Annotated in this window: 23 protein-coding genes; 8 read left to right on the top strand and 15 right to left on the bottom strand. The window is 51.0% G+C overall.

Going from position 1 to position 24,825, the window contains the following annotated elements:
• The first annotated feature begins 1 nt into the window (after position 1).
• Genes trpD through RIC29_15395 form a run of 4 tightly spaced genes read left to right on the top strand, consistent with a single transcriptional unit; the run spans position 2 to position 3,512 of the window.
• Positions 2–1,021: an anthranilate phosphoribosyltransferase gene (gene trpD, locus RIC29_15410; protein MEQ8736312.1), complete on the top strand. Its 1,020-nt coding sequence runs from the start codon at positions 2–4 to the stop codon at positions 1,019–1,021.
• On the top strand, positions 1,021–1,827 hold the full coding sequence (trpC, locus tag RIC29_15405; GenBank protein MEQ8736311.1) for an indole-3-glycerol phosphate synthase TrpC: 807 nt from the start codon (positions 1,021–1,023) through the stop codon (positions 1,825–1,827). The genes trpD and trpC overlap by 1 nt, the downstream gene beginning before the upstream one ends.
• Before the next feature lie 3 nt (positions 1,828–1,830).
• Complete coding sequence (gene moaC / locus RIC29_15400; protein ID MEQ8736310.1) at positions 1,831–2,310, top strand: cyclic pyranopterin monophosphate synthase MoaC; 480 nt, start codon at positions 1,831–1,833, stop codon at positions 2,308–2,310.
• A complete protein-coding gene (locus RIC29_15395) occupies positions 2,310–3,512 on the top strand; it encodes a molybdopterin molybdotransferase MoeA (GenBank protein MEQ8736309.1) in 1,203 nt (400 codons plus the stop codon). The genes moaC and RIC29_15395 overlap by 1 nt, the downstream gene beginning before the upstream one ends.
• Positions 3,513–3,530: 18 nt before the next feature.
• Here the strand turns inward: RIC29_15395 and RIC29_15390 are convergent, their stop codons facing one another.
• Positions 3,531–4,658 (bottom strand): hypothetical protein, encoded by a 1,128-nt coding sequence (locus RIC29_15390; protein MEQ8736308.1) that lies wholly within the window; start codon positions 4,656–4,658, stop codon positions 3,531–3,533.
• A 311-nt stretch (positions 4,659–4,969) separates the two neighbouring features.
• On the opposite strand from RIC29_15390, the gene lexA reads away from it, so the two are divergent.
• Positions 4,970–5,662 (top strand): transcriptional repressor LexA, encoded by a 693-nt coding sequence (gene lexA, locus RIC29_15385; protein MEQ8736307.1) that lies wholly within the window; start codon positions 4,970–4,972, stop codon positions 5,660–5,662.
• 26 nt (positions 5,663–5,688) lie between these two features.
• Here lexA and RIC29_15380 read toward each other — a convergent pair whose 3' ends face one another.
• The gene (locus RIC29_15380; protein ID MEQ8736306.1) at positions 5,689–7,839 is read right to left on the bottom strand and encodes a ComEC/Rec2 family competence protein; all 2,151 of its coding nucleotides are present in this window, start codon (positions 7,837–7,839) and stop codon (positions 5,689–5,691) included.
• A 127-nt stretch (positions 7,840–7,966) separates the two neighbouring features.
• Between RIC29_15380 and gltX the strand changes: the two genes are divergently transcribed.
• From gltX to RIC29_15365, 3 genes are all read left to right on the top strand, one after another.
• Entirely contained in the window at positions 7,967–9,373 is a 1,407-nt protein-coding gene (gltX, locus tag RIC29_15375) for a glutamate--tRNA ligase (GenBank protein ID MEQ8736305.1), read from the top strand.
• Positions 9,374–9,540: 167 nt separating this feature from the next.
• Positions 9,541–10,827 (top strand): citrate synthase, encoded by a 1,287-nt coding sequence (gltA, locus tag RIC29_15370; GenBank protein ID MEQ8736304.1) that lies wholly within the window; start codon positions 9,541–9,543, stop codon positions 10,825–10,827.
• A gap of 77 nt (positions 10,828–10,904) precedes the next feature.
• Positions 10,905–12,065: a PAS domain-containing sensor histidine kinase gene (locus tag RIC29_15365; GenBank protein ID MEQ8736303.1), complete on the top strand. Its 1,161-nt coding sequence runs from the start codon at positions 10,905–10,907 to the stop codon at positions 12,063–12,065.
• 27 nt (positions 12,066–12,092) lie between these two features.
• On the opposite strand, the gene lpxB is transcribed toward RIC29_15365, so the two are convergent.
• From lpxB to pyrH, 13 genes are all read right to left on the bottom strand, one after another.
• Positions 12,093–13,247: a lipid-A-disaccharide synthase gene (gene lpxB / locus RIC29_15360; GenBank protein ID MEQ8736302.1), complete on the bottom strand. Its 1,155-nt coding sequence runs from the start codon at positions 13,245–13,247 to the stop codon at positions 12,093–12,095.
• Between the two features lie 14 nt (positions 13,248–13,261).
• Positions 13,262–14,134: a UDP-2,3-diacylglucosamine diphosphatase LpxI gene (lpxI, locus tag RIC29_15355; protein ID MEQ8736301.1), complete on the bottom strand. Its 873-nt coding sequence runs from the start codon at positions 14,132–14,134 to the stop codon at positions 13,262–13,264.
• Between the two features lie 38 nt (positions 14,135–14,172).
• Positions 14,173–14,979, bottom strand: coding sequence for an acyl-ACP--UDP-N-acetylglucosamine O-acyltransferase (gene lpxA, locus RIC29_15350; protein MEQ8736300.1), 807 nt, complete (start codon positions 14,977–14,979; stop codon positions 14,173–14,175).
• Positions 14,980–14,982: 3 nt separating this feature from the next.
• Positions 14,983–15,450, bottom strand: a complete 468-nt coding sequence (gene fabZ, locus RIC29_15345) for a 3-hydroxyacyl-ACP dehydratase FabZ (GenBank protein ID MEQ8736299.1) — start codon at positions 15,448–15,450, stop codon at positions 14,983–14,985.
• Between the two features lie 48 nt (positions 15,451–15,498).
• Complete coding sequence (lpxD, locus tag RIC29_15340) at positions 15,499–16,542, bottom strand: UDP-3-O-(3-hydroxymyristoyl)glucosamine N-acyltransferase (GenBank protein ID MEQ8736298.1); 1,044 nt, start codon at positions 16,540–16,542, stop codon at positions 15,499–15,501.
• Positions 16,543–16,553: 11 nt separating this feature from the next.
• Complete coding sequence (locus RIC29_15335) at positions 16,554–17,165, bottom strand: OmpH family outer membrane protein (protein ID MEQ8736297.1); 612 nt, start codon at positions 17,163–17,165, stop codon at positions 16,554–16,556.
• Between the two features lie 2 nt (positions 17,166–17,167).
• Complete coding sequence (bamA, locus tag RIC29_15330) at positions 17,168–19,411, bottom strand: outer membrane protein assembly factor BamA (protein ID MEQ8736296.1); 2,244 nt, start codon at positions 19,409–19,411, stop codon at positions 17,168–17,170.
• A gap of 115 nt (positions 19,412–19,526) precedes the next feature.
• Complete coding sequence (gene rseP / locus RIC29_15325; protein MEQ8736295.1) at positions 19,527–20,669, bottom strand: RIP metalloprotease RseP; 1,143 nt, start codon at positions 20,667–20,669, stop codon at positions 19,527–19,529.
• 19 nt (positions 20,670–20,688) lie between these two features.
• Positions 20,689–21,870, bottom strand: coding sequence for a 1-deoxy-D-xylulose-5-phosphate reductoisomerase (locus RIC29_15320; GenBank protein ID MEQ8736294.1), 1,182 nt, complete (start codon positions 21,868–21,870; stop codon positions 20,689–20,691).
• 7 nt (positions 21,871–21,877) lie between these two features.
• Entirely contained in the window at positions 21,878–22,663 is a 786-nt protein-coding gene (locus RIC29_15315; protein ID MEQ8736293.1) for a phosphatidate cytidylyltransferase, read from the bottom strand.
• 5 nt (positions 22,664–22,668) lie between these two features.
• Positions 22,669–23,409 carry an isoprenyl transferase gene (locus RIC29_15310; protein MEQ8736292.1) on the bottom strand — a complete coding sequence of 247 codons (741 nt, stop codon included), beginning with the start codon at positions 23,407–23,409 and terminating at the stop codon, positions 22,669–22,671.
• Positions 23,409–23,972: a ribosome recycling factor gene (gene frr / locus RIC29_15305; protein MEQ8736291.1), complete on the bottom strand. Its 564-nt coding sequence runs from the start codon at positions 23,970–23,972 to the stop codon at positions 23,409–23,411. The genes RIC29_15310 and frr overlap by 1 nt, the downstream gene beginning before the upstream one ends.
• Positions 23,973–23,975: 3 nt before the next feature.
• The gene (gene pyrH / locus RIC29_15300) at positions 23,976–24,701 is read right to left on the bottom strand and encodes a UMP kinase (GenBank protein MEQ8736290.1); all 726 of its coding nucleotides are present in this window, start codon (positions 24,699–24,701) and stop codon (positions 23,976–23,978) included.
• Positions 24,702–24,825: the final 124 nt, after the last annotated feature.

The raw sequence follows: 24,825 nt of genomic DNA, 5'->3' as shown, positions 1-24,825 counted from the left end.
CATGTCAGATCTCAAACCCTTTATCGCTATTGCCGCCAGTGGCACCTCCCTGACGGAGCAGCAAGCCGAAGAGGCATTTGAACTGATCATGTCGGGTCAAGCCTCTCCGGTTCAGATATCCAGCCTCCTCACCGCCCTGGCCGTGCGTGGTGAAACCGTAGCTGAAATTACCGGTGCCGCGCGCATCATGCGATCTAAGGCCCTAACCGTAAAAGCGCCCAACGGCACCATCGATACCTGCGGCACGGGCGGGAGCGGCTCGGGGAAATTCAACGTCTCAACCGCCGTCGCCATTGTAGTTGCGGCCTGTGGTGTGCCGGTCGCTAAGCACGGCAATCGCAAGGCCTCCTCTAAATCAGGCACCGCAGATGTTCTGGAAGTTTTGGGCATCAATCTAGATGCAACACCCGACAGTGTTGAGAAAGCACTCGCACAAGCAAACATCGGCTTTCTATTCGCCCAAAAGCATCACAGCGCCATGAAGCATGTCGGCCCTGTGCGGGCCGAACTCGGTATACGCACCCTGTTCAATCTGCTTGGTCCCCTCTCGAATCCAGCAAGTGCGAAGCGCCAGTTGCTGGGAGTCTTCTCAGAGGCTTGGGTCGTGCCAATGGCAGAAACACTCAAAGCGCTTGGGTCCGAACGCGCCTGGGTGGTTCACGGATCAGACGGGTTAGACGAGTTAACCATCACTGGCCCGTCTCACGTTGCTGAACTCAAGGATGGACTTGTCTCATCCTTTGAGATCACACCGGAAGATGCTGGCCTGTCACGTCACACGCCAGAGTCTCTTAAAGGTGGCGAACCAGAACACAATGCCAAAGCGCTCAACGCACTTTTGGATGGTGCTCCCGGAGCCTATCGCGACATCGTGCTTCTGAATGCAGCCGCAGCGTTGGTCATCGCTGATAAAGCGCCGGATCTAAAATCGGGCGTAACCTTGGCGGCAGCCGCCATTGATGACGGCGCAGCAAAAGCGACTTTGGGAAAATTCGCTGCCATTACGCGCGGTGAGTCCTGATGGGTAATGTCTTAGATGCCATCTGTGCGGCCCGCCTGGAACATTACGTGAGGATCAAATCACAACGGCCTTTCAGCGCAATCGAAGCCGAAGCGCGCAACGCATCCCCCGTGCGTGGCTTTGGTCTCGCGTTGGCGCGTGCCGCAGAAACCGGCTACGGCCTCATTGCCGAGATTAAAAAAGCCTCACCCTCAGCCGGCTTGATCCGGCCTGACTTTGATCCACCTGCACTCGCCAAAGCCTATGAAGCGGGCGGCGCGGCATGCCTCTCAATTCTGACCGAGCAGGACAATTTTCAAGGTTCTGATGACTATCTGAAGACGGCCCGCGCGGCCTGCACCCTGCCCGTTTTGCGCAAAGACTTCATGCTTGATCCCTATCAAGTGGTTGAAGCCCGCGCCATAGGGGCGGATTGCATCCTGCTCATTTTAGCCTGTTTGTCAGACACCCAGGCGCTGGAGCTTGAAGCCTGTGCTCTGGATCATGAGATGGATGTGCTCATTGAAGTCCACGATGAAGCAGAATTAGACCGCGCTTTTGCGCTGCGTTCGCCGCTCATCGGCGTTAACAATCGCAACTTGAAAACCTTAGAAGTTGATATCAGCACGACAGAGCGCTTGGCCAAGCGCCTCCCAGCTGATCGTGCTTTGGTTGCTGAGAGTGGCTTAAAAACACCAGGCGATTTAGCGCAACTTGCGCAGTCAGGTGCCCGAAGATTCTTGGTAGGGGAATCGTTGATGCGTCAGCCTGATGTTGCTGCGGCCACCTCCGCCCTTCTCGCAAATCCAGCGCCGGAAGCAGCATAAAACATGACCGACAAGCTCACCCATTTTGATGATGACGGCAATGCCGTGATGGTCGACGTTACCGACAAAACGGAAACCACGCGCGAGGCAACGGCCAAGGGGTCTGTCCTGATGCAGCCGGAAACCATCAGTGCAATTATGGGGCATGGCATCAAGAAAGGCGATGTGCTCTCCGTTGCACAACTTGCCGGCATTATGGGCGCAAAAAAGACCGCAGACCTGATCCCGCTCTGCCACCCTCTTGCGCTATCGTCGGTGAAAGTCGAACTGACCTGTGACACAGACCGCAAGGCTGTCGATATCACGGCAACGGCAAAAATTACGGGCAAAACAGGTGTGGAAATGGAAGCTTTGACAGCCGTTTCTGTGGCAGCGCTGACCGTTTACGATATGTGCAAAGCCATCGACAAAGGCATGCATCTGACTGACATTCGTCTTGTCAAAAAGACCGGTGGGAAGTCTGGCACCTTTGAGTCCGAGTGATGATTCCCGTAGAACAGGCCCAAAAGATTATTCGCGAGGGCATCCAACCGCTTGGCACTGAAACGATTTCTCTGTCCCAGGCCCTGCGGCGTGTACTAGCCGAAACACCGAAAGCACGCATTGCCCATCCCGCGCATACCGTCTCCGCCATGGACGGCTACGCCGTGCGATCTGATGATGTGCCCACTATTCCCAGTGAATTAACCGTCATCGGTGAGTCAGCCGCCGGGCATCCCTTTCAAGGCGAGCTTCGTAAAGGGCAAGCCGTCCGTATTTTCACTGGTGCCCATGTCCCCGCAAACGCAGACACAATCGTCCTGCAAGAGAATGTGGATCGGGAGGGGAATAAAATTAGCATCCGGGAAATCGAACCCGGTCGTCATATTCGTCCAAAAGCGCAGGACTTTGCCGAAGGCGATACAATCCTTATGCCTCCGTTACGACTCTCGCCCAGGCATATCGGCTTGCTTTCCGCAGCGGATAAACCTTGGATTCAGGTATACCGCAAACCACGCGTCGCGATTCTGTCCACCGGCGATGAGATTGTTCTGCCAGGCGAACCCCGTGGCCCCAATCAGATTGTCAGCGCCAATGGTCCCGCCCTCGCGGCCTTCGTTGCTGCGAAAGGCGGTGTTCCTGTTCACCTAGGTGTGGTTGAAGACGATAAAGATGCCCTTACCGCCATCGCCACCGCCGCAAAAGATTGCGATTTGGTGGTGACCTCAGGCGGAGTCTCTGTCGGTGATAAAGACCTCGTCAGAACAGCCTTCGGTGACGCCGGTTTAGACGTCGGTTTCCATAAGATTGCGATGCGCCCCGGCAAGCCCTTGATGTTCGGCACACTGGATGGCACGCCCATGCTCGGCCTGCCCGGCAATCCGGTCTCCGCTTTGGTCTGCGCGCTACTATTCTTGGGTCCTGCTCTTGACCGCTTGCTTGGACTTCCAGGAGCATCACCACAGTCTCATCTTCTAACCCTTGGTGCAGACCTCTCAAGTAATGGAGGCCGACAGGATTACATGCGGGCTGTCACCTCTCGCAATGATGACGGTACCCTCACCGTCACGCCAATATTTACCCAGGACTCGAGTATGATCGGTGCATTGGCGAATTCAGATGCTTTGATTATCCGACCGGTAAACGCCCTGGCAACCAAAACAGGCGAGGCCGTCCCGGTGTTGCTCCTGGACGGCCTCCTTTAAGTCTTTTCGCCGCGAAGACTACCAGCCCGCGCTTTGTCCGACTTTGCCGGTGACTTCAAATTGGCGCTCAGTTGTTAACGCAACCTGTCCGTAACTTTCCATGAATTTTGCACTACTGACACCCGCCGCCTGAAGACTGGCCATCATCTCTTGTGAAATTTGTGGTGGCGCAGGTTGCTCTTCTAGTACCGGCTGAGCAGTCGGAGCAACTCCGGACGTTGCTTGAGCATCGTTGCGATTGTTTATCGCGGATTGTATTGCGCCGATGCCAATCTGGCTGCCGACAATCGCCCCACCAGTGCCGCTCATATTGGACAGCGCACTGATATTCCCCATCATTGCGAAGTCGTTCATGATACCGAAAGAGGCTGGCGAAACGTTCGCTGCCGCTGGCACCGCACCTTGTGACGCCTGCATGGCTCCGAGGTTGCCCATGGCGCGTGCGCGATACGCGGCACCTTGACGAAGGATGGCCTGTGATCCAGCCGTTCGGCTTGTGACAGTCCCACCAAAAGAACCGACGCTGCCGATCCCTGCAGATCCGGCTGCACCTTGGGCCAGGGACGCGGCTTGCGCCATGTCACCAAGGTTGAGCCCCATGCCGGTTGTTTCTGTGGTCAAGGCTTCATTGTAATTTTGCAGGTTTGTATCCATTACTTGTTGCGCATCTGCCAGAACGGCATTGATCTCAATCATCCCTTTTTGGATTTCGCGATGCTGATTTTTGGCCTCCTTCTTTTTGATCTCACCCGCTTCAAAATCCGCGACAAGTTTGGTGTAAGCGTCGTCATAGCAGGTTTGCGCAGCCTCTAGAGTTTCCGCGCCTGTTTGAATCTTATTCGCGTCTTCCCCAAGCTGCTCGCCATAGGCCAAAATCCGGTCTGCCGGATCAGGATAATCGGACTGCATTTTTTCAGTCAGCGCTGCGGCAGATGCGACATATCCAGAATACTGCTCAATCGTCGCTGCCGTTTGAGCCACTTTGCCTAGACCACCAAAGCCCCCGAACCCACCAATTTTCCCGAGCGCACCCGCTGCCGACCCGAGTTTACCTGCAGAATCACCAACATCAGCTTTTGGCTCCGGAATCATTGCGCGCGCCTGCTCAACCGGCGCATAACATTCTTTGTAATACTTAGCTTTCATCTGCGCCTCAGCTGTGCCTGAAACAGAAGTGACAGCGATTGTGAGTGCAAATATTGATACAGAAAATGATAGTTTATTAGAGAATAAAGGCCCCATGGTTTCCCCAAGAAATAGAGTTAAATCACGTTTTGCGATACATCTAAAACGCGTATCTATCAACTACAAATGCCCTCATAACACTGCGCGTGTCCACTCAGAGAAAGTAAATAGCCCTGCGTACAATTTATGGTCGCTTTAAGACAACTTGACGGTGAATTAGAACTAAAGTAGAACATTTGTGTTTACCCTTTGTTCCTTACACTGAGGCTGGCATGCTGACGAAAAAACAACACCAACTGCTGATGTTTATTCATGACAGAATGCAAAGTGACGGCGTTGCACCGTCCTTTGATGAAATGAAAAACGCTCTGGATTTGAAGTCAAAATCTGGGATTCATCGTCTCATTACGGCCTTGGAAGAACGGGGGTTCTTGCGACGTCTTCCCCATCGCGCCCGCGCTCTGGAAATTATGAAACTGCCTGAGAACACCACAATCACAGGAGTCCAACCAGCTTCCTCGAATGTCGTTTCTGCCCATTTTGGTAAAGCAGACCCCGTCCCGGCCAACGATGCGGATGGTCACATGCAGGTTCCTCTGTATGGCAAGATCGCTGCCGGTATGCCCATTGAAGCCTTGAGTGATCCCGCGTCGCACATTGGCGTCCCCCCCTCCATGTTGGGCGGAAGCGGCGACCATTACGCCCTCACGATTGAAGGTGATTCCATGATTGATGCTGGAATTCTGGATGGAGACACCGTGATCATCCAGCACAGTGATCGGGCCGAAAACGGAACCATTGTGGTTGCCCTAGTTGATGGCGAAGAGGCAACCTTGAAGCGACTACGCCGCAAGGGTGAATCCATAGCCTTAGAGCCTGCCAACCCGGCGTATGAAACCCGTATTTTTGGGCCTGATCGGGTAAAGGTCCAAGGTAAACTGGTTGGTCTTTTAAGGCAGTACTAAGAGCGTAAAGTCATCTGGCAAGGAAATTAACGCCAAGTGGATCTGTTCCAAATCCTGCGGCCAGTTTTATCTGACACCCGTTCGACCTTAACTTCGCCCCCATTTAGCCAAATTGCATGAGCGCCATGCCTCCAGACATCGAAGCGATCAATGCTCTGATCTTGTTTGCAAATCTGCCACGTTGGAACACGCGCAACTAATACATCTGACTGACCACAGTCTTCAAACACCGCCGCTTCTGTGTTGGCAATAGAAATAATAAGACCACCCTTGGCATATCGACAGCCGATGGCATCACAGTTCAGCCCGTCGATGTCCTTCTGAGCAACGTTCGATCTTCCCCACATTTCGCTCCATACGCCGCGCGTAAAACCGTCCGCACGACCTGATGGGAGGCTCAATTTTCCATCTTCCCCTTTAAAGGCAATCAGCTGAGCGTCTTCATCGATCACGATATCTGGCCCCACAGAATTCCAGGGTTGCAATAATCCAATTACCATAGCAATTGTGCCTAACCATCTCAGGTGCCCCTGCCACAAGGCGAGAAAGAGAGCACCAACAGAGACAGCGATAAGCGCCCAGAGCTCTGCTTGTGGAGTAACAAGGATTGAGCCTGGGAGAGAAGATACAAAGCGGGCTATGGAGTCAACAAGATCAATACCAAATCCCATGGGGATAAGGGCGATAGATTCTAACCCAAAAGGCATGAGCAAGAGCGCGATCAAGCCAAAAGGCATAATCAACAATCCCATAACGGGTCCAGCCAAAAGGTTTGCCAATAACGAGTAGCTCGGGATTTCATGAAAATGAAAAGCTGTAAATGGCGCAGTTGCGCTCGTTGCAATCAAGTCTGTCACCAACACCGCCAGAGCATAAAGCGCCAAAGCTTTGAGAGGCTGAAAGTTTCCATATCGATTCCAAAGTCGACTTCTCAAATGGACCCGCTCGTAAACGGCGATCAGCGCAACAACAGCCGCAAAAGAGAGCTGAAAGCTTGCGCCGACTAATGCCTCAGGTTGAAGCAGCAAAACAAGCATCGCCGCCCAGGCTAACGTTCGTAATGACAAAGCTGTGCGATCTATAAGGATGGCACCCAGGACAACACTCACCATAATAAACGCCCGTTGCGCGGGAATATTCGACCCCGACAGCACCAGGTAAAACAATGCCGCGCCAAGGGCAATTACGGCTGAAAGCTTCTTGATATCAAAGCGTTCCGCTATGGGGAGCACGAGGGCCAGTCCATAACGGAAAAACAGAAAAGCCAGCCCCGTTAGAAGACTCATATGTAGCCCGGAGATCGCAAGCATATGAGCCAGCCCAGCCTGACGGTAGGCTTCCTGTAGATCTTCTGGCACGGCGTTTCTTTCGCCAGTTATGAGCGCACGGGCCACAGCACCAGATTCATCCGGCAAGCTCTTTGAGAGCCTGCCCCCGACGTCGGCGCGCAACTCTAAGACACGGTCTTTCCAAACAGACGTCGTTGCCCCCAAGTCAGACACGGACTGCCATTGGCCAACTGCAAAACCAACGCCGCCAAGCTGGCGAAAATAGCTGTACCGCTGGAAATCAAACGCACCGGGCGCAACTGGACGTCCAGGAGGACGTAGTATTGAGCGAACCTCGATGTTCTGACCAACGCGCGGCACCCCATGGCTGCCTGGAATGCGAACACGAACCTTTGCAGGAGTTTGATCCTCGGAAAACCCGGAGATATGCAACCGATCCAGCGTAACGCGATGCGCTGATCCCGAAGGTTCCACCTGAATTACAGTCCCCGTCACCAGCGCCGGCCCAACGTCCTCGAGAAGGCTTGGGGCATCAACAAGATGTGTCCGAAGTTGTGCTGCACAGAATCCAACACTGATCAGCGCGAGGACGAACGTGAACAATCGCACCCAAAAGCTGACCCTAAACGCCGTCCTCACGGCGAGAACGGCTGCAAGACACAGGAACCCAATCCAGGGCTGTGGGTCCGCTGGAAGTGCGAAGAAAATACCGATGCCGATGGCCATCACAACTGGCCACCACAGCACCGCATGGGAACTTTGTTTTTCAAGTTCTTCGGTCAAAAAGCGGCTAGAGCTAAAAGCATATAACTTGCCAACAGACGCGTCCGGGAAACGCTCATCTGGAGCGTCTTCGTCAAACAAATCTCTTGGCGTAGCTTCACTCAAGATGATGCGCTCCAATGCGTCAGTGATCAGACGGCACAATCATTTCCCTGATGGTAGCAGTATGCTACAGGAACGGCATAAAAACAGCGATATGCTGTGTTCTAACGATTAGTTTGATTGCGAAATTATGTCTGTCATTACCCGCTTTGCGCCCTCACCGACTGGGTTCCTTCATATCGGAGGGGCACGCACGGCGTTGTTCAATAAGTTGTTTGCTCAGCATCATGGTGGACAGTACCTCCTGAGAATTGAGGACACAGATATCAAGCGTTCCACTCAGGACGCGATTGATGCAATTTATGATGCTCTGGCATGGCTCGGCCTCGATTGGGATGGCGAGCCAGTCTCTCAATCCTCGCGCCGGGAACGGCATGCCGAGGTTGCACAGCAGTTATTGGATGGTGGACATGCGTATCGCTGTTATGCGTCTCCAGAAGAACTCTCAGACATGCGCGCCGCGCAAAAGGCTGCGGGTTTGCCAACGCGCTATGATGGCCGTTGGCGCGACAGAAACCCGGTAGACGCCCCTGATGGTATCGCCCCCGTCATCAGACTGAAAGCACCCCAAGACGGTGAAACGGTTCTCGAAGATTTAGTGCAGGGCAAAGTCACGGTCGCAAATGCGCAACTCGACGATATGATTTTGCTACGCTCCGATGGTTCCCCCACATACATGCTATCGGTCGTTGTCGATGATCACGATATGGGCATCACCCACGTTATTCGGGGAGATGACCACCTCACCAACGCCTTTCGTCAAATCCAGCTGTTTCGTGCCATGGACTGGACTGTGCCAATTTACGGGCATATTCCGCTAATTCATGGACCAGATGGGGCAAAACTCTCAAAACGCCATGGCGCCCTGGGTGCGGAAGCCTACCGCGAGATGGGATTTTTACCCGAAGCGCTGCGTAATTATCTGCTTCGTCTGGGCTGGGGACATGGCGATGATGAAATCATCTCTGATGAACAAGCCGCAGAGTGGTTCGATGGCACTGGCCTTGGCAAAGCGCCTGCCCGCTTCGATACAGCTAAGCTAACGGCTCTGAACGCCCACTACATTAAAACGGCTGACGATGACCGGCTCTTATCCCTGATACAAGATGAGCTAGAAGATCTAGCCGGCAGCTCACTCGATGACACAACGCGCTCGCATCTCAAACTTGGCATGGCGAGCTTGAAAGAGCGCGCTAAAACTCTGCTCGAACTAACCGATAGCGCCAGGCTTTATGTCACACCGCGCCCTCTGACCCTTGATGACAAAGCCCTTAAGGTTTTGGATGACGATGCCAGAATTACACTTGCTGCAGCGCGGGATGATCTCGCCAACTTCCAGCCCTGGACTTCAGACGCTCTTGAAAACTGGGCTAGAGATTACGCTGAAAAAATGGGACTAAAGCTGGGTAAATTGGCCCAACCGCTCCGCGCCGCCGTGACGGGCAGCACGGTTTCTCCCCCGATTTTTGAAGTTATGGCAATTTTTGGCCAAGAAGAAACTCTAAAGAGAATTGAAGATTACACTCAAAGTAATTGATAAATAAGGGTTTTATGCATTCGCGCATTGGTCACATTAATGCTTTAACGCCTCTGGCAATTGATCAAAATGCCCTGGCGTATTATAAGCAGCGCAATAATTCCTAAAGAAAATAAGGGTTTGACGCTTTTGGGAGGCGCTCATCCCAATCATGGAAAGTACTGCACGTGACAAAAAAAGTAAACCTCACCGTAGACAACCAAAACTACGAATTTCCAGTCCTCAGTGGCTCAACAGGGCCTGATGTTGTCGATATCAGGAAGTTCTATGCCAATACTGGCATGTTCACCTACGACCCTGGCTTCACGTCGACGGGCAGCTGTGAATCAGCCATCACATACATTGATGGGGATGAGGGCATGTTGCTGCATCGCGGCTATGCCATCGATGATCTCGCCAACAACTGTAACTTTGAAGAAGTTGCCTACCTGCTTCTCAAAGGTGAACTACCTAACAAGGCAGAAAAAGACCAATTTGAGCATGACATCACCTACCACACGATGATGCATGAGCAAATTCGGAACTTCTATTCTGGTTTTCGACGCGATGCGCACCCGATGGCTATTATGTGTGGCGTTGTCGGCGCGTTTTCTGCGTTTTATCACGACAGTTTAGATATCACGAACCCAGAACATCGGCGGATCTCTTCCTACCGCCTTATTGCAAAAATGCCGACCATCGCTGCGTGGGCCTACAAATATTCATTAGGGCAGCCATTCATCTATCCTCGTAATGACCTGGGATACGCCGAGAACTTTCTCTACATGATGTTTGCAACACCTTGCGAAGATTACGAAGTTAACCCGATTCTCGCCAAAGCTATGGACCGTATTCTTATTCTTCATGCGGATCACGAACAAAACGCGTCAACATCGACCGTTCGATTGGCTGGCTCCTCTGGTGCAAACCCATTTGCATGTATCGCAGCTGGTATTGCGTCGCTCTGGGGTCCTGCGCACGGTGGTGCCAACGAAGCTGTGCTAAATATGCTCAATGAAATTGGCGACGTAAGCCGTATTGATGAGTTTGTTAAACGCGCTAAGGATAAGAACGACCCCTTCCGTCTTATGGGCTTTGGTCATCGCGTTTATAAAAACTACGATCCGCGGGCAACGATTTTAGCCAAAGCCTGTAAAGAGGTTCTCGCAGAACTTGGCATCAAAGATAATCCGCTTTTGGACATCGCAGTTGCGCTGGAAAAAATCGCTTTGGAAGATGAGTACTTCATTGAAAAGAAACTTTATCCAAACGTCGATTTTTATTCTGGAATTATCTTCCAGGCAATGGGCATCCCAGTAACCATGTTCACAGCCTTATTCGCGCTGGCGAGAACAACCGGTTGGATAGCCCAGTGGAACGAAATGATTGAAGATCCTCAGCAGAAAATTGGCCGGCCGCGCCAGTTGTACACGGGTGAAGGTCATCGTCCCTATGTTGAGCTTGGGAAGCGTTAAGCTCACCGCCAGACTTGGATAGTAATAGAAAAAGGCATTGCTATACTGGCAATGCCTTTTTTCTTACTTAAGTACTGGTGGCTTTCAAAAGCATGACGACTGACTCAATCTATCAACGTATCATCGAAAACAGCAACGTCATCGGTTGGGAAGCAAATCCAACCACCTTCGAGTTTATCTATACCTCCCGCTATGCTGAAACTGTGCTGGGCTACCCTGTAGAAAAATGGAAAGAGCCCGGGTTCTGGTCGTCGTTAATACATCCAGATGATGTTGTTCGCGCCGTCTCTTTTTGCCAAGACTGTACCGCGAAACTTATTTCGCACGAGTTTGAATATAGAATGTTCGCGGCCGACGGTCGCACCGTTTGGATCCGTGATATTGCTGCAGTCGAAAGTGATAAAGGACGGCCCGTCCGGCTATATGGGGTGATGATTGATATTACCGCAGAAAAAGAAGCAATGGCGGCTTTGGCACAAGCCCGCGATGATGCCCGACAAGCCGACCGCGCGAAAACTCGTTTCCTAGCGAATATCAGTCACGAACTCCGAACCCCCATGAATGCAATTGTCGGATTTACAGACTTTCTGCTACAGCGCGAGACGCTCTCTAAAAAACCAATCGACCTCGATGAATACTTAGGCTTAATCAAAAGCTCCGCCTCTCATCTTGGAACACTGATAGATGACCTACTTGAATTGTCTCGCTACGAGATCGGTGTTAACTCGCTTAAATTAGAGTTGGTTGATTTAAATGAAATACTCTCCGAATGTTTTTCTATGCTGAGCGGACTGGCAGATTCAAAAAAAATAAAACTAGAGAACGAATTGCCAGACATCCCAATACGTGTTGAAGCTGATCGCAAAGGTCTTAAGCAGGTCGTGATTAATTTGCTCAATAACGCTTTAAAATTCACCCTACCCAACGGCACCGTAAAGGTTTGTGTTAACTCAGAAGGCACATCGGAGAGACAGACAGTGACCATAGTCGTAAAAGACACTGGCATTGGAATGAAACAAGAAAACGGCAATTTCCAAAATCACAATGCTGAGCTATCTGATGCCGCCCTGCGGCAATACAGAGATGAGAACAGCGGAATTGGACTTGGGCTGTCCATTATTAATGCGGTTGTAAGACTTCATGAAGGCCAACTGACATTCACAGAACGGCCCGAAGGTGGGACTCGAGCAGAAGTAAAACTACCCATACGGCAAACTCTGGCTGCAAAAACAGAATAGAAATTTTCCAGCCTTGCGTTCAATCACCTAGGTCATCAGCTTAACCACTGACAAGGCTGCGGCCTGGCTGGCACTTCCATTTGGGGGCGTTAGCTGATTCAGTGCCTCCTCAAAGGCGTTTATCTGATCAAGCCTTCCTGGCGCTCCCGGCAAAAGCTTTTTAAGGTCACTGGCAAGATTTATAGCCGTACAGCCTTGCTGAAGGCACTCTGTGATAACCTCTCTATTAAGCAAAATATTTATAAGATTAACGTATTTTGTGAGTGTTAGCCGCCGAAAGACGAATGCAGAAAGCGGGTGTACTTTATAGGCGATGACGTGGGGAACTTGCGCCCGGGCAAGCTCAAGCGTTACGGTTCCAGATGCTGCGAGCGCGATATCCGAAGCTTCCAAAGCTGCAAATTTATCCAACGAGCCTTCCAGCACATGCGCCCCCGCAGGAATGGTCGAAGCCCACTTTCTAACATCTGCGTTAACTCCCGAGACGGTAGGAATAACAATAACCAGCTCGGGAATATGCTGGTACAGCTGAGCTATCGTCTCAGAAAAAACTGGCGTGAGACTTTTTACCTCGGATTTCCGGCTACCTGGCAAAACCGCGAGTACGGTGGCTCTTTCGCTTATGTTGAGTCTTTTCCGCAGCAGCACACCTGACTCAACATCCCGCTCCCGGTCAACAACAGGATGGCCAACCCAGGTGGCCGGTAAACCGGCTGCGATAAACAAGGGGGGCTCAAATGGAAAAAGAGTAAGCAGGTGATCTATCCATTTCGACAACTGCTTTGCGCGTCCAGGCCGCCACGCCCACACTTGCGGTGCGACATATCTCACGCGCTTAAGCGGACTCTTCTGCTTGGTTAGCGCTTTATGAATACGGCCAGTAAAACCCCAAGAGTCTATCGTGACCAATATATCTGGCTTAACGCGTTCTATGTCTAAGAGCACTTCACGTACGCGGCGAAAGACCAGACTCGCCTTTGGTAAAACTTCAAAAACACCAAGGAGAGCAAGATCAGATGGATCAAACAGAGATATGAGCCCGCGTTCTTGCATGGCTTGCCCACCAACACCGGCGAAGATGACTTCACCGTTCAATTCTTGGCTGATGGCTTCAATCAATGCTGCGCCCAAGGCATCTCCCGAGGGTTCTAGGGCTAATAGGTAGACAATTGGCTTGTCCATATTAACTAACATTTTTAACAAGAGGTTTGGTGTGCAGTCGGGACACACTCGACAGCAACAAAAAACAATCCAGCATCATTGGCGGCAGCGACTGTCTTTCCACGATCAAGAATTAGTGTGCCCTGAGCCTCAACCGCAATGCCTTTGAAGCCAGCGCTAGCGCAATGTTCAATTGTCTCCGGTCCAATCACAGGTAGGTCCGCACGGCGGTCCTGAGACGGTTTTAAGGTCTTAATCAGGATCAGCCCTCCAGCAGCTTTTTTTGAATGCCCAGCTCTTTGAATAAGCGCATTGGTTCCATTCTCATCTTCTCGATCAATAACAGTCTCAGAGTGCACCACAACCGCCTGACCGATATCAGCTGCTCCAAGCTCTTTTGCCGCCATAATGCCAATGGAGACACTTGCGTAGTCGGACTCACTAGGCTGATGCCTACCTAATACGCCCGGTGGAGCACACAAGCTTGATAACACGTCACCGACGCCCACAACCTTGAAGCCTTCCAACTCTATTTCCTGAATAACGGCTCGCAGAAGGCGATCGTCGCCGACAGACTTCTTGTCCGCAAAAGCACGGGTGCCTATTCTAATGAGAAACTTTAATGTTCTGAAATCTGGCCTAAGCCCAAGTAAGGACGGACGATTAACTTTACCAGCCATGACCACCGAGCAGACACCAGCTTCCCGGAATTTTCGGAAACATTGTCCTGCGCGGCCAATACGCATAACCAAATCAGGTTTAACGGAAAGCGAGGCAACATCTGCCTCTCCTTCCAATGCGACAAGAACAAACAGACGTTTCTGCTTTAAGCATTCTCCCACTAATACGTTTGGAAGGTCGCCTCCACCTGCGATTATACCAAGTTTATCTTTCGATATGTCATCCATGAGCCTCAGCTTAAGAACTTAAAATGGTTGCAACTGAGTCAACTTCCATTGCCATTCGAGAACAACGGTTGGCAAATTGCGCGTGAAGAATCAGCTTGAATAAAATCGAGAATATCACGAACACCAGGGTGCTCTGCAAAGAGATCTGCGACTTCACTGATACGTTCAGCCATGTTTCCTCCCTGAGAGAACAGCAGACCATATGCGGTACGCAGTGACCGAATATCTTCGCGTGAGAACCCACGACGCCGCAATCCAATAATATTCAAACCCGATAATCTGGCCCGGTTTCCCTTAACTGAACCGTAGGGAATGACATCACTCTCGACGGCTGAACACCCGCCAATCATTGAATGTTTACCAATGCGAACGTACTGATGAATCCCCGATAAGCCGCCGATAATGGCGAACTCATCCACCACCACATGCCCACCTAACGCAACACTATTTGTTAATATAACATCATTAGCGACCTTGCAGTCATGTGCCACGTGGCTCCCCACCATAAATAAGCAGTTGTCGCCAATCGTCGTCGTCATCCGTCCATGTTCAGTCCCAGGATGCATGGTGACATGCTCTCGGATGGTGTTATTTGCACCGATAACCAAGGTCGAGGGTTCGCCTTTAAACCGAGAATGCTGTGGTGGCGTTCCAAGACTGGCAAAAGGTTGAACCACAGTATTTGAACCAATTGTTGTATGACCATCGACCACAACGTGCGAGGTGAGCTTAACGCCTTCAGCCAAAACAACGTTAGGCCCTACAATACAATAGGGGCCAATCGTGACTGTTTCGGCAACTTGCGCTGAAGAGTCGACAACCGCCGACGCGTGTACATCTGTCACAGGCTATTCATCCATAATCATGGCAGCGTATGTTGCCTCTGCAACAACTGTGTCACCAACTCTCGCAACACCGTTAAACTTCCATACATTTGCACGTTGCCGCACTTTGGAGCACGTCAGTTTTAATTGATCACCGGGCTCAACTGGACGTCTAAAACGTGCGTTCTCAATACTCATGAAGTATACAAGTTTACCTTCAGCCGCAGCGCCGAGGCTATCGACCACCAAAACAGCAGCGGTTTGCGCCATAGCTTCAATAATCAATACGCCTGGCATGACCGGCCTACTCGGGAAATGCCCCTGAAAAAAGGGCTCATTTATTGTGACGTTCTTTACGCCGACTGCACTTTCACCAGAAATAACATCTTCAACCCGGTCAACCAGCAAAAACGGGTAGCGATGAGGAATCATCTCAATGATTCGATGAATATCTATGGTCTTCGTTGACGCTTGGACTGGCTCACCATCCATAAGACTTGTCCTTTTTCTCGATACAGCATGTGTCTCAATAGCTATTCTCTATGGAGTTTTTTTACGCTTACTTAACCGGCCAATAGCCGCAACATCTCTCCAAAACTCCCGGATCGGCTTCGCAGGATACCCCATTACCACCTGCTCTTGTTCAATATCTCGCATAACCCCAGACTTGGCCGCAACTTGCGCCTTAGAACCCACTTTAACATGGTCAGCGAGGCCAACCTGCCCAGCTAACACCACATCGTCTCCAATTTGACAGCTTCCGGATATGCCGACTTGAGAGACAACAATACATCGAGCTCCCAGAACAACGTTGTGAGCTATCTGCACTTGGTTATCGATCCGGCACCCAGGCCCAATTATTGTGTCGCCAAGCGCACCACGGTCAATCGTGGTATTTGCACCAATCTCAACATCTTCTTTAATGATGGCCCGACCAAGCTGCGGAATTTTACGGTGGCGCTGTGCTGTGGCGTCAAAAATAAATCCAAACCCATCCTGACCAATCCGAGCGCCAGGATGAATAATGACATCGTCGCTTATAAGGCAGCACACTAGAGAAACATTTGCACCGATATCGCAATTCTCACCAATAACAACGCCTGCACCAATCGTTGTGCCAGGGCCGATACGTGTCCGCGCTCCAATTTGAACATTAGCTCCAACCACGCAGCCAACTTCTAAAGTGACATCAACACCCAATTGAGCGGAGTCATCAATCATCGCTCCAGAATCTGATGGCTTACACTTGGTCAAAGGTACCGGTTTTGGGGCATAAAATTTATCCGCAGCCGTCGCGAATGCTGACTGCGGATCAGTGACCAGCAATATCACTGCACTTGGGGGCGCGCACTCCGCCAGAGTTTCTGTTGTCAGGCAGACGCCGCAAGAACTGGTTGCGGCTTGATCAATGTAGTCCGCTCCGGACAAGTAAGATAAATGCCCTGGACCCGCCTCGCCGAGATCAGAAATATCTTCGACGAGGCGGTCTAGGTTGCCATTTTTGAAACAAGTCGCTCCGACCCAATCTGCTATCTCTCTAGCCCGGAACGGACCGGTACGCTGAAAGAATCGTGAGTCTGGCATACTTTATATGCTTATTCTGAAGCAGCAGCCTTGCCTGCTTCTGCTGCGGCAACTTCAGGATCTTGCATGGCAACGGCCGGAAGGCGCTCATTTAAAATCTCAAGCACTGGACGGGTGATGTCCATTGATGGATCTGACAGCAGAATAAGGCTCTGCGGCATAACCATGTTAATGCCTCTCTCCTGAGCCACCTGGCTCGAGATACGAATCATTTCTTGGTTGATTTGCACCATAGCCTGTTGGAACACCGCGTTCAGGTTTTGCTGACTAACCCGCGCTTCCTGTTGCGCAACAGCAAACTTTTGCTGAAATGCTTCGACTTGTTGCTGAAACACTTCCGGCGCCAACACGTTGCGTTGCTGGGTTAAACGCTGCTCTTCTCCCCGCAATTCTGTTTCAAGCGCTCTCACTTCGGTCTGATAGCGGGTGATGTATTTGTCGCGTTCTAAGCGAATACCTTTAGCGGCGAGAGAATCCCGTTCGATCAATTCTGTATTCAGAACACCGATAATAGGACGCGTATGGCTGCTTTCTTGCGCAGTGGCTGGAGCAGTCATTACAAATGCAGCAGCTGTAAGAACTATGGCACTGAGAAAGTGCTGAGACGTTTTTAAGTAAGTCATGTTTAAAACCTTTGTCCGAAATTCACACGGAAACTTTCAGTTATATCAAAATCTGCCTGTCGTAGAACATGGGCCCAATCAATGTTGATTGGTCCGACAGGCGACTCCCATTCAATGCCGAGGCCCACAGAGCCACGAACACGTTGCGACTTTAGAATATCAAAACTCCTGTCTTTCAAATCAGTCGGCGACCCAATAGCACCCCAATCCGTAAACATCTTAGGAGTGATACCGATCTCTTCAGGAAGACCAAGCGGTATTTTTAGTTCAGCGCGCGCGGTTGCAATCCAGTCGCCACCCAGGGCATCGCCAGTCCTAGAATCTCTTGGGCTCGCTCCAAAGTCATCGAAGCCGCGAAGGTTGTTACCACCAAGCTGATATCTTTGAAAGATTTTGATATCTTCACCAATACCAAGAATATAACCCGCATTCCCGGTTGCGCTAAAGATCCAGCCTTCAAACGGCTCCCAGTAATAGCCGAGGGCCACGCTTGATCGGACATACTTCTCGGTCCCGCCCAGGCCCGCTAAGTCATTCGAAAGACTTATGAAATAGCCATCCGAAGGATCAATAACATTATTTCTCTTATCAATCGCAAAGGTTTGGCTGACTTGAGACGTGGTCGTCGTTCCTTCTTGTTCACGTGTAAATTCAGAGGCGAACTGGCTGATGCCTTCCAATTTAGTCCAGGACAAGAGATAGGTCAGCCTTTGGAACATATATTCGTTGTAGTTGAACCCGAGCCGCAGCGACCCACCAATTGACTGACTGATAAAGCCGGCTTCATCAATAAAGTCTGTTTCTGTGGCAAACAGGTCCGCCCCCGCCGCAAGGCGACGATTTAAGAAGTATGGCTCGGTAAAACCGAGATCAATCTGGGTTTGTTGTTGGGCCAAACTGAAGTTGAAACGAAGGTCTTGGCCTTTTCCAAGCAGATTACGCTCGCGGATACCAACATCAAACAACGCGCCCGAAGCGCTAGAAAAGCCGATGCCAAACTGCAATTCGCCCGTAGATTGTTCCTCAACCGTGGCCGTCACAACTGTGCGGTCTGGATACACCTCAGACGGCACATTATCGACCTCAACTTCTTTAAAGTAACCTAGGTTTTGAAGGCGTTCACGTGAACGCCGCAGCCTGGCTGTGTTGAAGGCATCACCTTCGACCAACCGAAACTCACGGCGGATAACTTTATCTAGGGTTCTGACATTGCCGGTGATGTCGATGCGCTCGACAAAAACACGCGGCCCTTCTTGAACATCGAAGATGATCTCGATGGTTCGGTTTGCAACGTCACGAGACACACGGGGACGAATATCGACAAAAGCATAACCAAGGGCACCGACGAGGTCTGTAAAGACGTCAATGGTGCCTTCAATATCTTCAGCGTTATACCAGTCCCCCGGTGACGGAACGATGGCAGCCCGCAACACATCCGGATCAAGATTAGGTATAGAGACATCAACTGTCATCTCGCCAAAGCGATAGCGAGGACCTTCATCGACCGTCATCGTAATGAAAAAACTTTTTCTGTCTGGAGATAATTCAGCCACCGCAGAGACAACTTCAAAGTCGGCGTATCCTTCAGATAAATAGTAACGGCGCAGCAATTCCTGGTCGAACGCCATTCGATCTGGATCGTAGGTGTCGTTGGAGGTGAGAAAGCGCCACCAACGCTCCTCACGAGTCAGTACAACGTCGCGCAAATCGCCATCAGAAAATTTTTCATTGCCGATAAAAGTAATTTTACGAACGTACGTGGGGTCGCCCTCATTGATCTCAAATACGAGATCGACACGGTTTTGTGGGAGTTCAATAACTTTTGGCTCAACCGTAACCGCAAATCTGCCGCTACGGCGATAAAGGTCTAGAATACGCTCGACGTCTTGTTGAACTTTTGTTCGCGTGTAGACAACCCTGGGGCGAAGCTGCACTTCAGGCTGGAGTTTATCATTATCAAGCCGCTTATTTCCTTCAAAGGTTATTCTGTTGATAATCGGATTCTCGACAACGCGAATAACCAGGATATCACCCTGTCTCCCGATACTCACATCAGCAAATAAGCCAGTGGCAAAGAGGTTCTTCAGTGAACGGTCAATCGTCACCGGGTCAAACGGATCCCCTTCCCGAACAGAAATATAAGTTCGAATTGTGGCCGGTTCGATACGCTGATTACCCTGAACGGCAATCTGAGCAATTGCACCGCCCAGTTGCTGAGCATAGGACGGCGTCGTGGCAAGCAGCATAATTACTGCGCACAAAACACCTACCAACCAAGATTGACGACCGTTAGTCACCCTTTACACGGCTCCACTTTAATATTTTTCCGGGTCCATTGCAGGAGACTCACGACGTCCGTCGCTATAATTGCAGGATATCGTTCCACGTTACGAACACCATAAGCGACAGCACCAAAACCAAACCAAACCGCAAACCCCATTCCTGCGCTTGATCAGAAAGAGGTCGTCCACGTAAGGCTTCGATGGCGTAAAACAACAGGTGACCGCCGTCAAGCAGCGGCACAGGGAATAAATTGATAATGCCAAGGTTTATCGACAAAATTGCCATAAATATTATGAAATTAACGATCCCGGACTCGGCCGCTTGGCCAGAGTACTTAGCAATCCGAATAGGGCCTCCAAGGTCCTCTGTCCCTCGTTCGCCAGAAATAATCTGTCCAACCGCAATGAAGGTCCCCTCTACAACCGTATATGTCTGTGTGACGGCCAAACCCAGAGCACTAAAAGGATTATGTCGGACCATAGCGCGCGATTCACCTGTCGATGAAATCCCCAACAAGGCGCGCTTCTGTGGGTTGCCGAACGGATCAACCTCTTCGACAATTTTTGGAACCGCAACAATATCGAGAATACTCTCATCACGCTGAACCGTCAGCCGCATTGGAGCGCCATTGCCAAGGGGCACAACGCGCTGCAAATCTTCGAAGCGATCAATTTCAGAACCATCGATCGCCAGGATTATGTCTCCAGCGAGAAGCCCCGCCTCCTCAGCCGCGCTCTCCTCTGCTACATTGCCAATAATCGGCTCTGTTACAGGTCTCCCTACCGACATGAACATGATAAAGAAAACAGCAATAGCAAAAATAAAGTTTACAGCTGGTCCGGCAAAAACAATGGCTGAGCGCTGCCCCAGAGTTTTGTATTTAAACGAAACCGCTTTCTCTGCTGGCGTCATCTCACGTCCGACGCCATTATCTTCCTCATCAACATCTTTAGCGTCATCTTTCGCACCGGGATTAGCCGTATCAGCTTCGCCAAACATTTTGACGTAGCCCCCTAAGGGAATGAGACTGAACTTCCAGCGTGTGCCGTGACGATCTGTAAAACCGATCAACTCAGGTCCAAAGCCGATGGAAAAAATGTCGCATCGCACATTGTTCCACCTCGCGACGAGAAAGTGCCCCAGTTCATGCACAAAAACCACCACTGACAGAGCAATGATGAAGTTGATCAGCGTAAACGAAATGCCGAGTATTTGTTCCAAAGGTCAAGCGTCCCTTAATCTATGCCGCAGCAGTCTTTAATAAATTGCATCCTTGCGCCAACCTTCTCGCTTCTTCGTCGAGAAGCATAACTTCTGCAAGTGAGGATGGGTCGGCACTTTCACAGCGCTCAAGCGTCTTTTCAACAACTTGAATAATGTCCAGAAATTTGATCTCTCCTGCCAAAAATCTGGCCACTGCAACTTCATTTGCTGCATTTAAGATAGTAGGCGCCCCTCCCCCAGACTGTAAAGCCTGCCGTGCCAGAACCAAGGCCGGAAATCTTTTAAAATCAGGGGCTTCAAAGGTAAGTTGGGCAATATCTGAGAGATTCAAGCGTTCCATAGGCACCGAAATGCGCTCCGGCCAGCCTAGCGCATAGGCAATCGGTGTCCGCATATCAGGGGTGCCAAGCTGGGCCAAAACAGAGCCGTCCACATAACTGACGAGGCTATGAACAATAGACTGTGGATGCACAACGATTTCGATATGAGACTCAGCAACATCGAATAGATATTGAGCCTCGATCAATTCAAGCCCCTTATTCATCATTGTCGCCGAATCAACTGAGATTTTAGCACCCATAGACCAGTTAGGATGGGCAACAGCCTGATCAGGTGTCGCGGTGGATAATCGCTCAAACGACCACTCCCGGAAAGGTCCACCGGAGGCTGTGAGAATAATGCGGTCAAGCGCATCAGCTTGTTTGGTATCTAAAACCTGAAATATGGCGCTGTGTTCTGAATCAACAGGTAAGAGCTGCGCGCCGTGAAGCCTTACAGAGTCCATAAACAATCTTCCGGCACTAACAAGGCATTCCTTATTGGCCAGAGCAATAATATGGGAATGTTCAACAGCCCTAAGCGTTGAAGCCAGTCCGGCAGCCCCAACAATCGCCGCCATGACCAAATCGACTGGCTGTTGCGCCACTTCGATCAGCGCGTCTTCACCGGCTGATACAGAGATATCTGTTCCCGCCAATCCCGCCTTTAAATTATCATACAAGGAAGAGTCCGCGATCACAGCTTGTTCAGGTTTAAATTCAAGCGCCTGCTCAATCAGCAGATCTACATTTTGTCCCGCCGTCAACACCACGACATCAAACATGTCTAGATTGCGACGTACGATGTCCAGCGTGTTCACACCGACTGAGCCCGTCGACCCGAGGATCGTGATGCGCTTTTGCTCGCGTTCCAGCCGCATCAACCGCTCACCATGACGACATACCACCTTGTAAAGCGGCACAGATGAAAGCGGCAAACGGCGTGACAGCCCATAAGCCGTCTACACGGTCCATGACTCCGCCGTGACCAGGCATCCATGTCCCAGAGTCTTTAACCCCATGAACTCGCTTAAAACGGCTCTCAATAAGATCACCAACTTGACTTGTCGTTGATAACAGGAACGCCAGAGCCACACTTAGCAGCGAAGGTGAAACGCCAATAACAATAGCAAGCCCAATGGCCGCAACAACGGCAGACACCGCGCCGCCAATCGCTCCAGACCAGGTTTTATTCGGGCTAATCGAGGACGCAAGTTTTGGTCCGCCTACAATCCGGCCAACAAAATAAGCGCCAATGTCCGTGGCCCACACCACCGCCAAAACCCAGAATACAGTTTCGGCCCCACCTAACTCTCTAACAAAAACAAGGCAAACGGCCGGGATAGCGGCATAAAGCAGTGCAGTCTGCGTGGAGGCAAACCGTACTCGATCTCCACGCTGATCTGTAGCCAGCAAAATGAGCCAGACAACCGCTATGACCGCAAGGGCCAACGGCATATTTCCGGCCGCAAGACCCACGGCACCAATCGTGCTCCACAGCGCCAATACAGCCCTTGGCGGAAAACCAGCTTTACCGACGATGTGAATAAATTCCCACATGACGGCAGCCGCCATCGCAGCGACAAACAATTGGAAAACGGGAAAGCCATAATATACGGCACCTAATGCGACAGGCGCGAGAACGACAGATGTGGCAACTCTCGTCCAAAACATACTAATTAGCCCGCCACCATTCCGAAACGACGTTCCCGGCGTCTGAATTCTGTAACCGCATTATGTAATTCAGCCGCATCGAAATCCGGCCAACGTGTCTGAGTAAAAACTAGTTCTGTATAAGCCAGCTGCCAGAGTAGGAAATTACTAATACGCTGTTCACCCGAAGTGCGGATTAAGAGATCCGGATCAGGAATATCACGAGTGTACAAGTGGTCTGCAAACATAGCCTCATCAATACGCGATGGATCAATGCGGCCCAGCTTTGCCGCTTCAGCAAGCTGCCTTGCGACATGCACCAATTCCTGTCGGCTACCGTAGCTTAGCGCAATGGTCAGGATAAGTTTTTCATTCAATGCAGTGCGCCGCTCTGCATCACTGATCATCTCAACTGTATCAGAGGGAAGCCTTGACCGATCTCCAACAACTTTCAGGCGCACCCCATCCTCAGCCAGTTGGTCGATGTTGTTCACCAAATAAAAGCGCAACAAAGCCATCAGATCACGAATTTCAGAGTCCGGCCTTTGCCAGTTCTCGGCAGAAAACCCGAACAACGTCAAATACCTAATGCCCATTTCTGCGGCTGCAATGATAGTTTTCTTAACCGCCTGCGCGCCACGTTTATGGCCCGCCTTGCGCGGCAAACCTCGGGCATGTGCCCAACGGCCGTTGCCATCCATAATGATGGCAACGTGCTCTGGAACAGGCCCAGAGTCTTCAACGGGTTTGAGAGAAAGGTCTTCCATCAAACCTGCATGATCTCCTCTTGTTTCTGGCTCAAGGCATCATCAATCTGCTTCACTAGATCGTCCGTTATTTTTTGGATTTCATCCTGATACTGGCGACTTTCATCCTCAGAAATGTCCCCGTCTTTTTCCATTTTCTTCAACTGGTCATTGCCATCGCGCCGCACATTACGAATGGCAACCTTGCCGTCTTCAGCATACCTACCCGCAACTTTTTTCAATTCTTCACGACGTTCCTCATTGAGCGCTGGAATCGGAACCCGAAGCAACTGCCCGTCTACGGCCGGGTTTAGCCCGAGGCTAGATTCCCGGATTGCCTTTTCAACAGCTTTCACTTGGCCCTTATCCCAGACCTGCACCGTCAACATGCGCGCTTCAGGTGCCGCAATACTCGCAACCTGCGCCAATGGCATCTGACTTCCGTAGGCATCAACCATAATGGGATCAAGCAAACTGGTGGTAGCACGACCTGTGCGCAAACCAGCAAACTCCTTTTTAACGACGTCAAACGTCATCTCCATACGGTGCTTCAAGTCTTTTTTTAGATCGGCGAAGCCAGCCATATCTCACTCCTTCTCCGTAATGACAGTAAAGTTCCCCTCGCCCTTCAGGACTTGGGTTACAGATGAGTCTCCCTGCATCTTAAAAACAATAATCGGCATCCCATTATCTCTGGCTAGCGCAATCGCTGACGTGTCCATAACCCGCAAACCTTGAGCAAGAACCATGTCAAAAGTCAGGCGATCATAGCGCGTTGCACTTGGGTCTGTTTTTGGATCAGCAGAATAGACGCCATCGACCTGCGTTGCCTTAAGCAAAGCATCGCAGTGCATCTCGGCCGCACGCAACGCTGCGGCAGAATCCGTTGTAAAATAAGGATTTCCAGTGCCAGCGGCGAATATGACCACGCGCCCTTTTTCGAGGTGACGTTCAGCCCGCCGCCGAATGTAGCGTTCGCAGACTTCGTTCATTTCTATTGCAGATTGAACCCGGGTCTCGACACCGACGCTTTCTAACGCGTTTTGCACGGCCAGCGCATTTATGACTGTGGCCAACATACCCATATAATCAGCTGAGGTGCGATCCATGCCTTCTGCAGCTACGGACACACCTCTGAAGATGTTGCCGCCCCCGATGACCAAGCAAACCTCATGGCCCATCTCGGCCACAGATTTGATGTCCTTCGCGATGGCCAAGACCGTAGCCTTGTGAAGCCCGTAGGATTCTGGCCCCATGAGGCCTTCACCGGAGACCTTGACCATTATCCGCTTATATTTCGGCACCTTGGTCATGATCCGCAAAACCTCCAACTGGCCAAACATTCTCGACTTGGCGACTAATGCGCTGCCAGCCCGGGTTAACTTGCAAAAAAGGGACGGTCTACGTCCCTTTCAACTTCATTCCCGCCTAACTGGC

Source organism: Rhodospirillaceae bacterium (genome assembly GCA_040219235.1).
In the GTDB taxonomy this organism is placed as follows: domain Bacteria; phylum Pseudomonadota; class Alphaproteobacteria; order Rhodospirillales; family Rhodospirillaceae; genus WLXB01.
The sequence above is the reverse complement of the archived record's forward strand: the minus strand, read 5'-3'. Positions and strand labels throughout refer to the sequence as shown.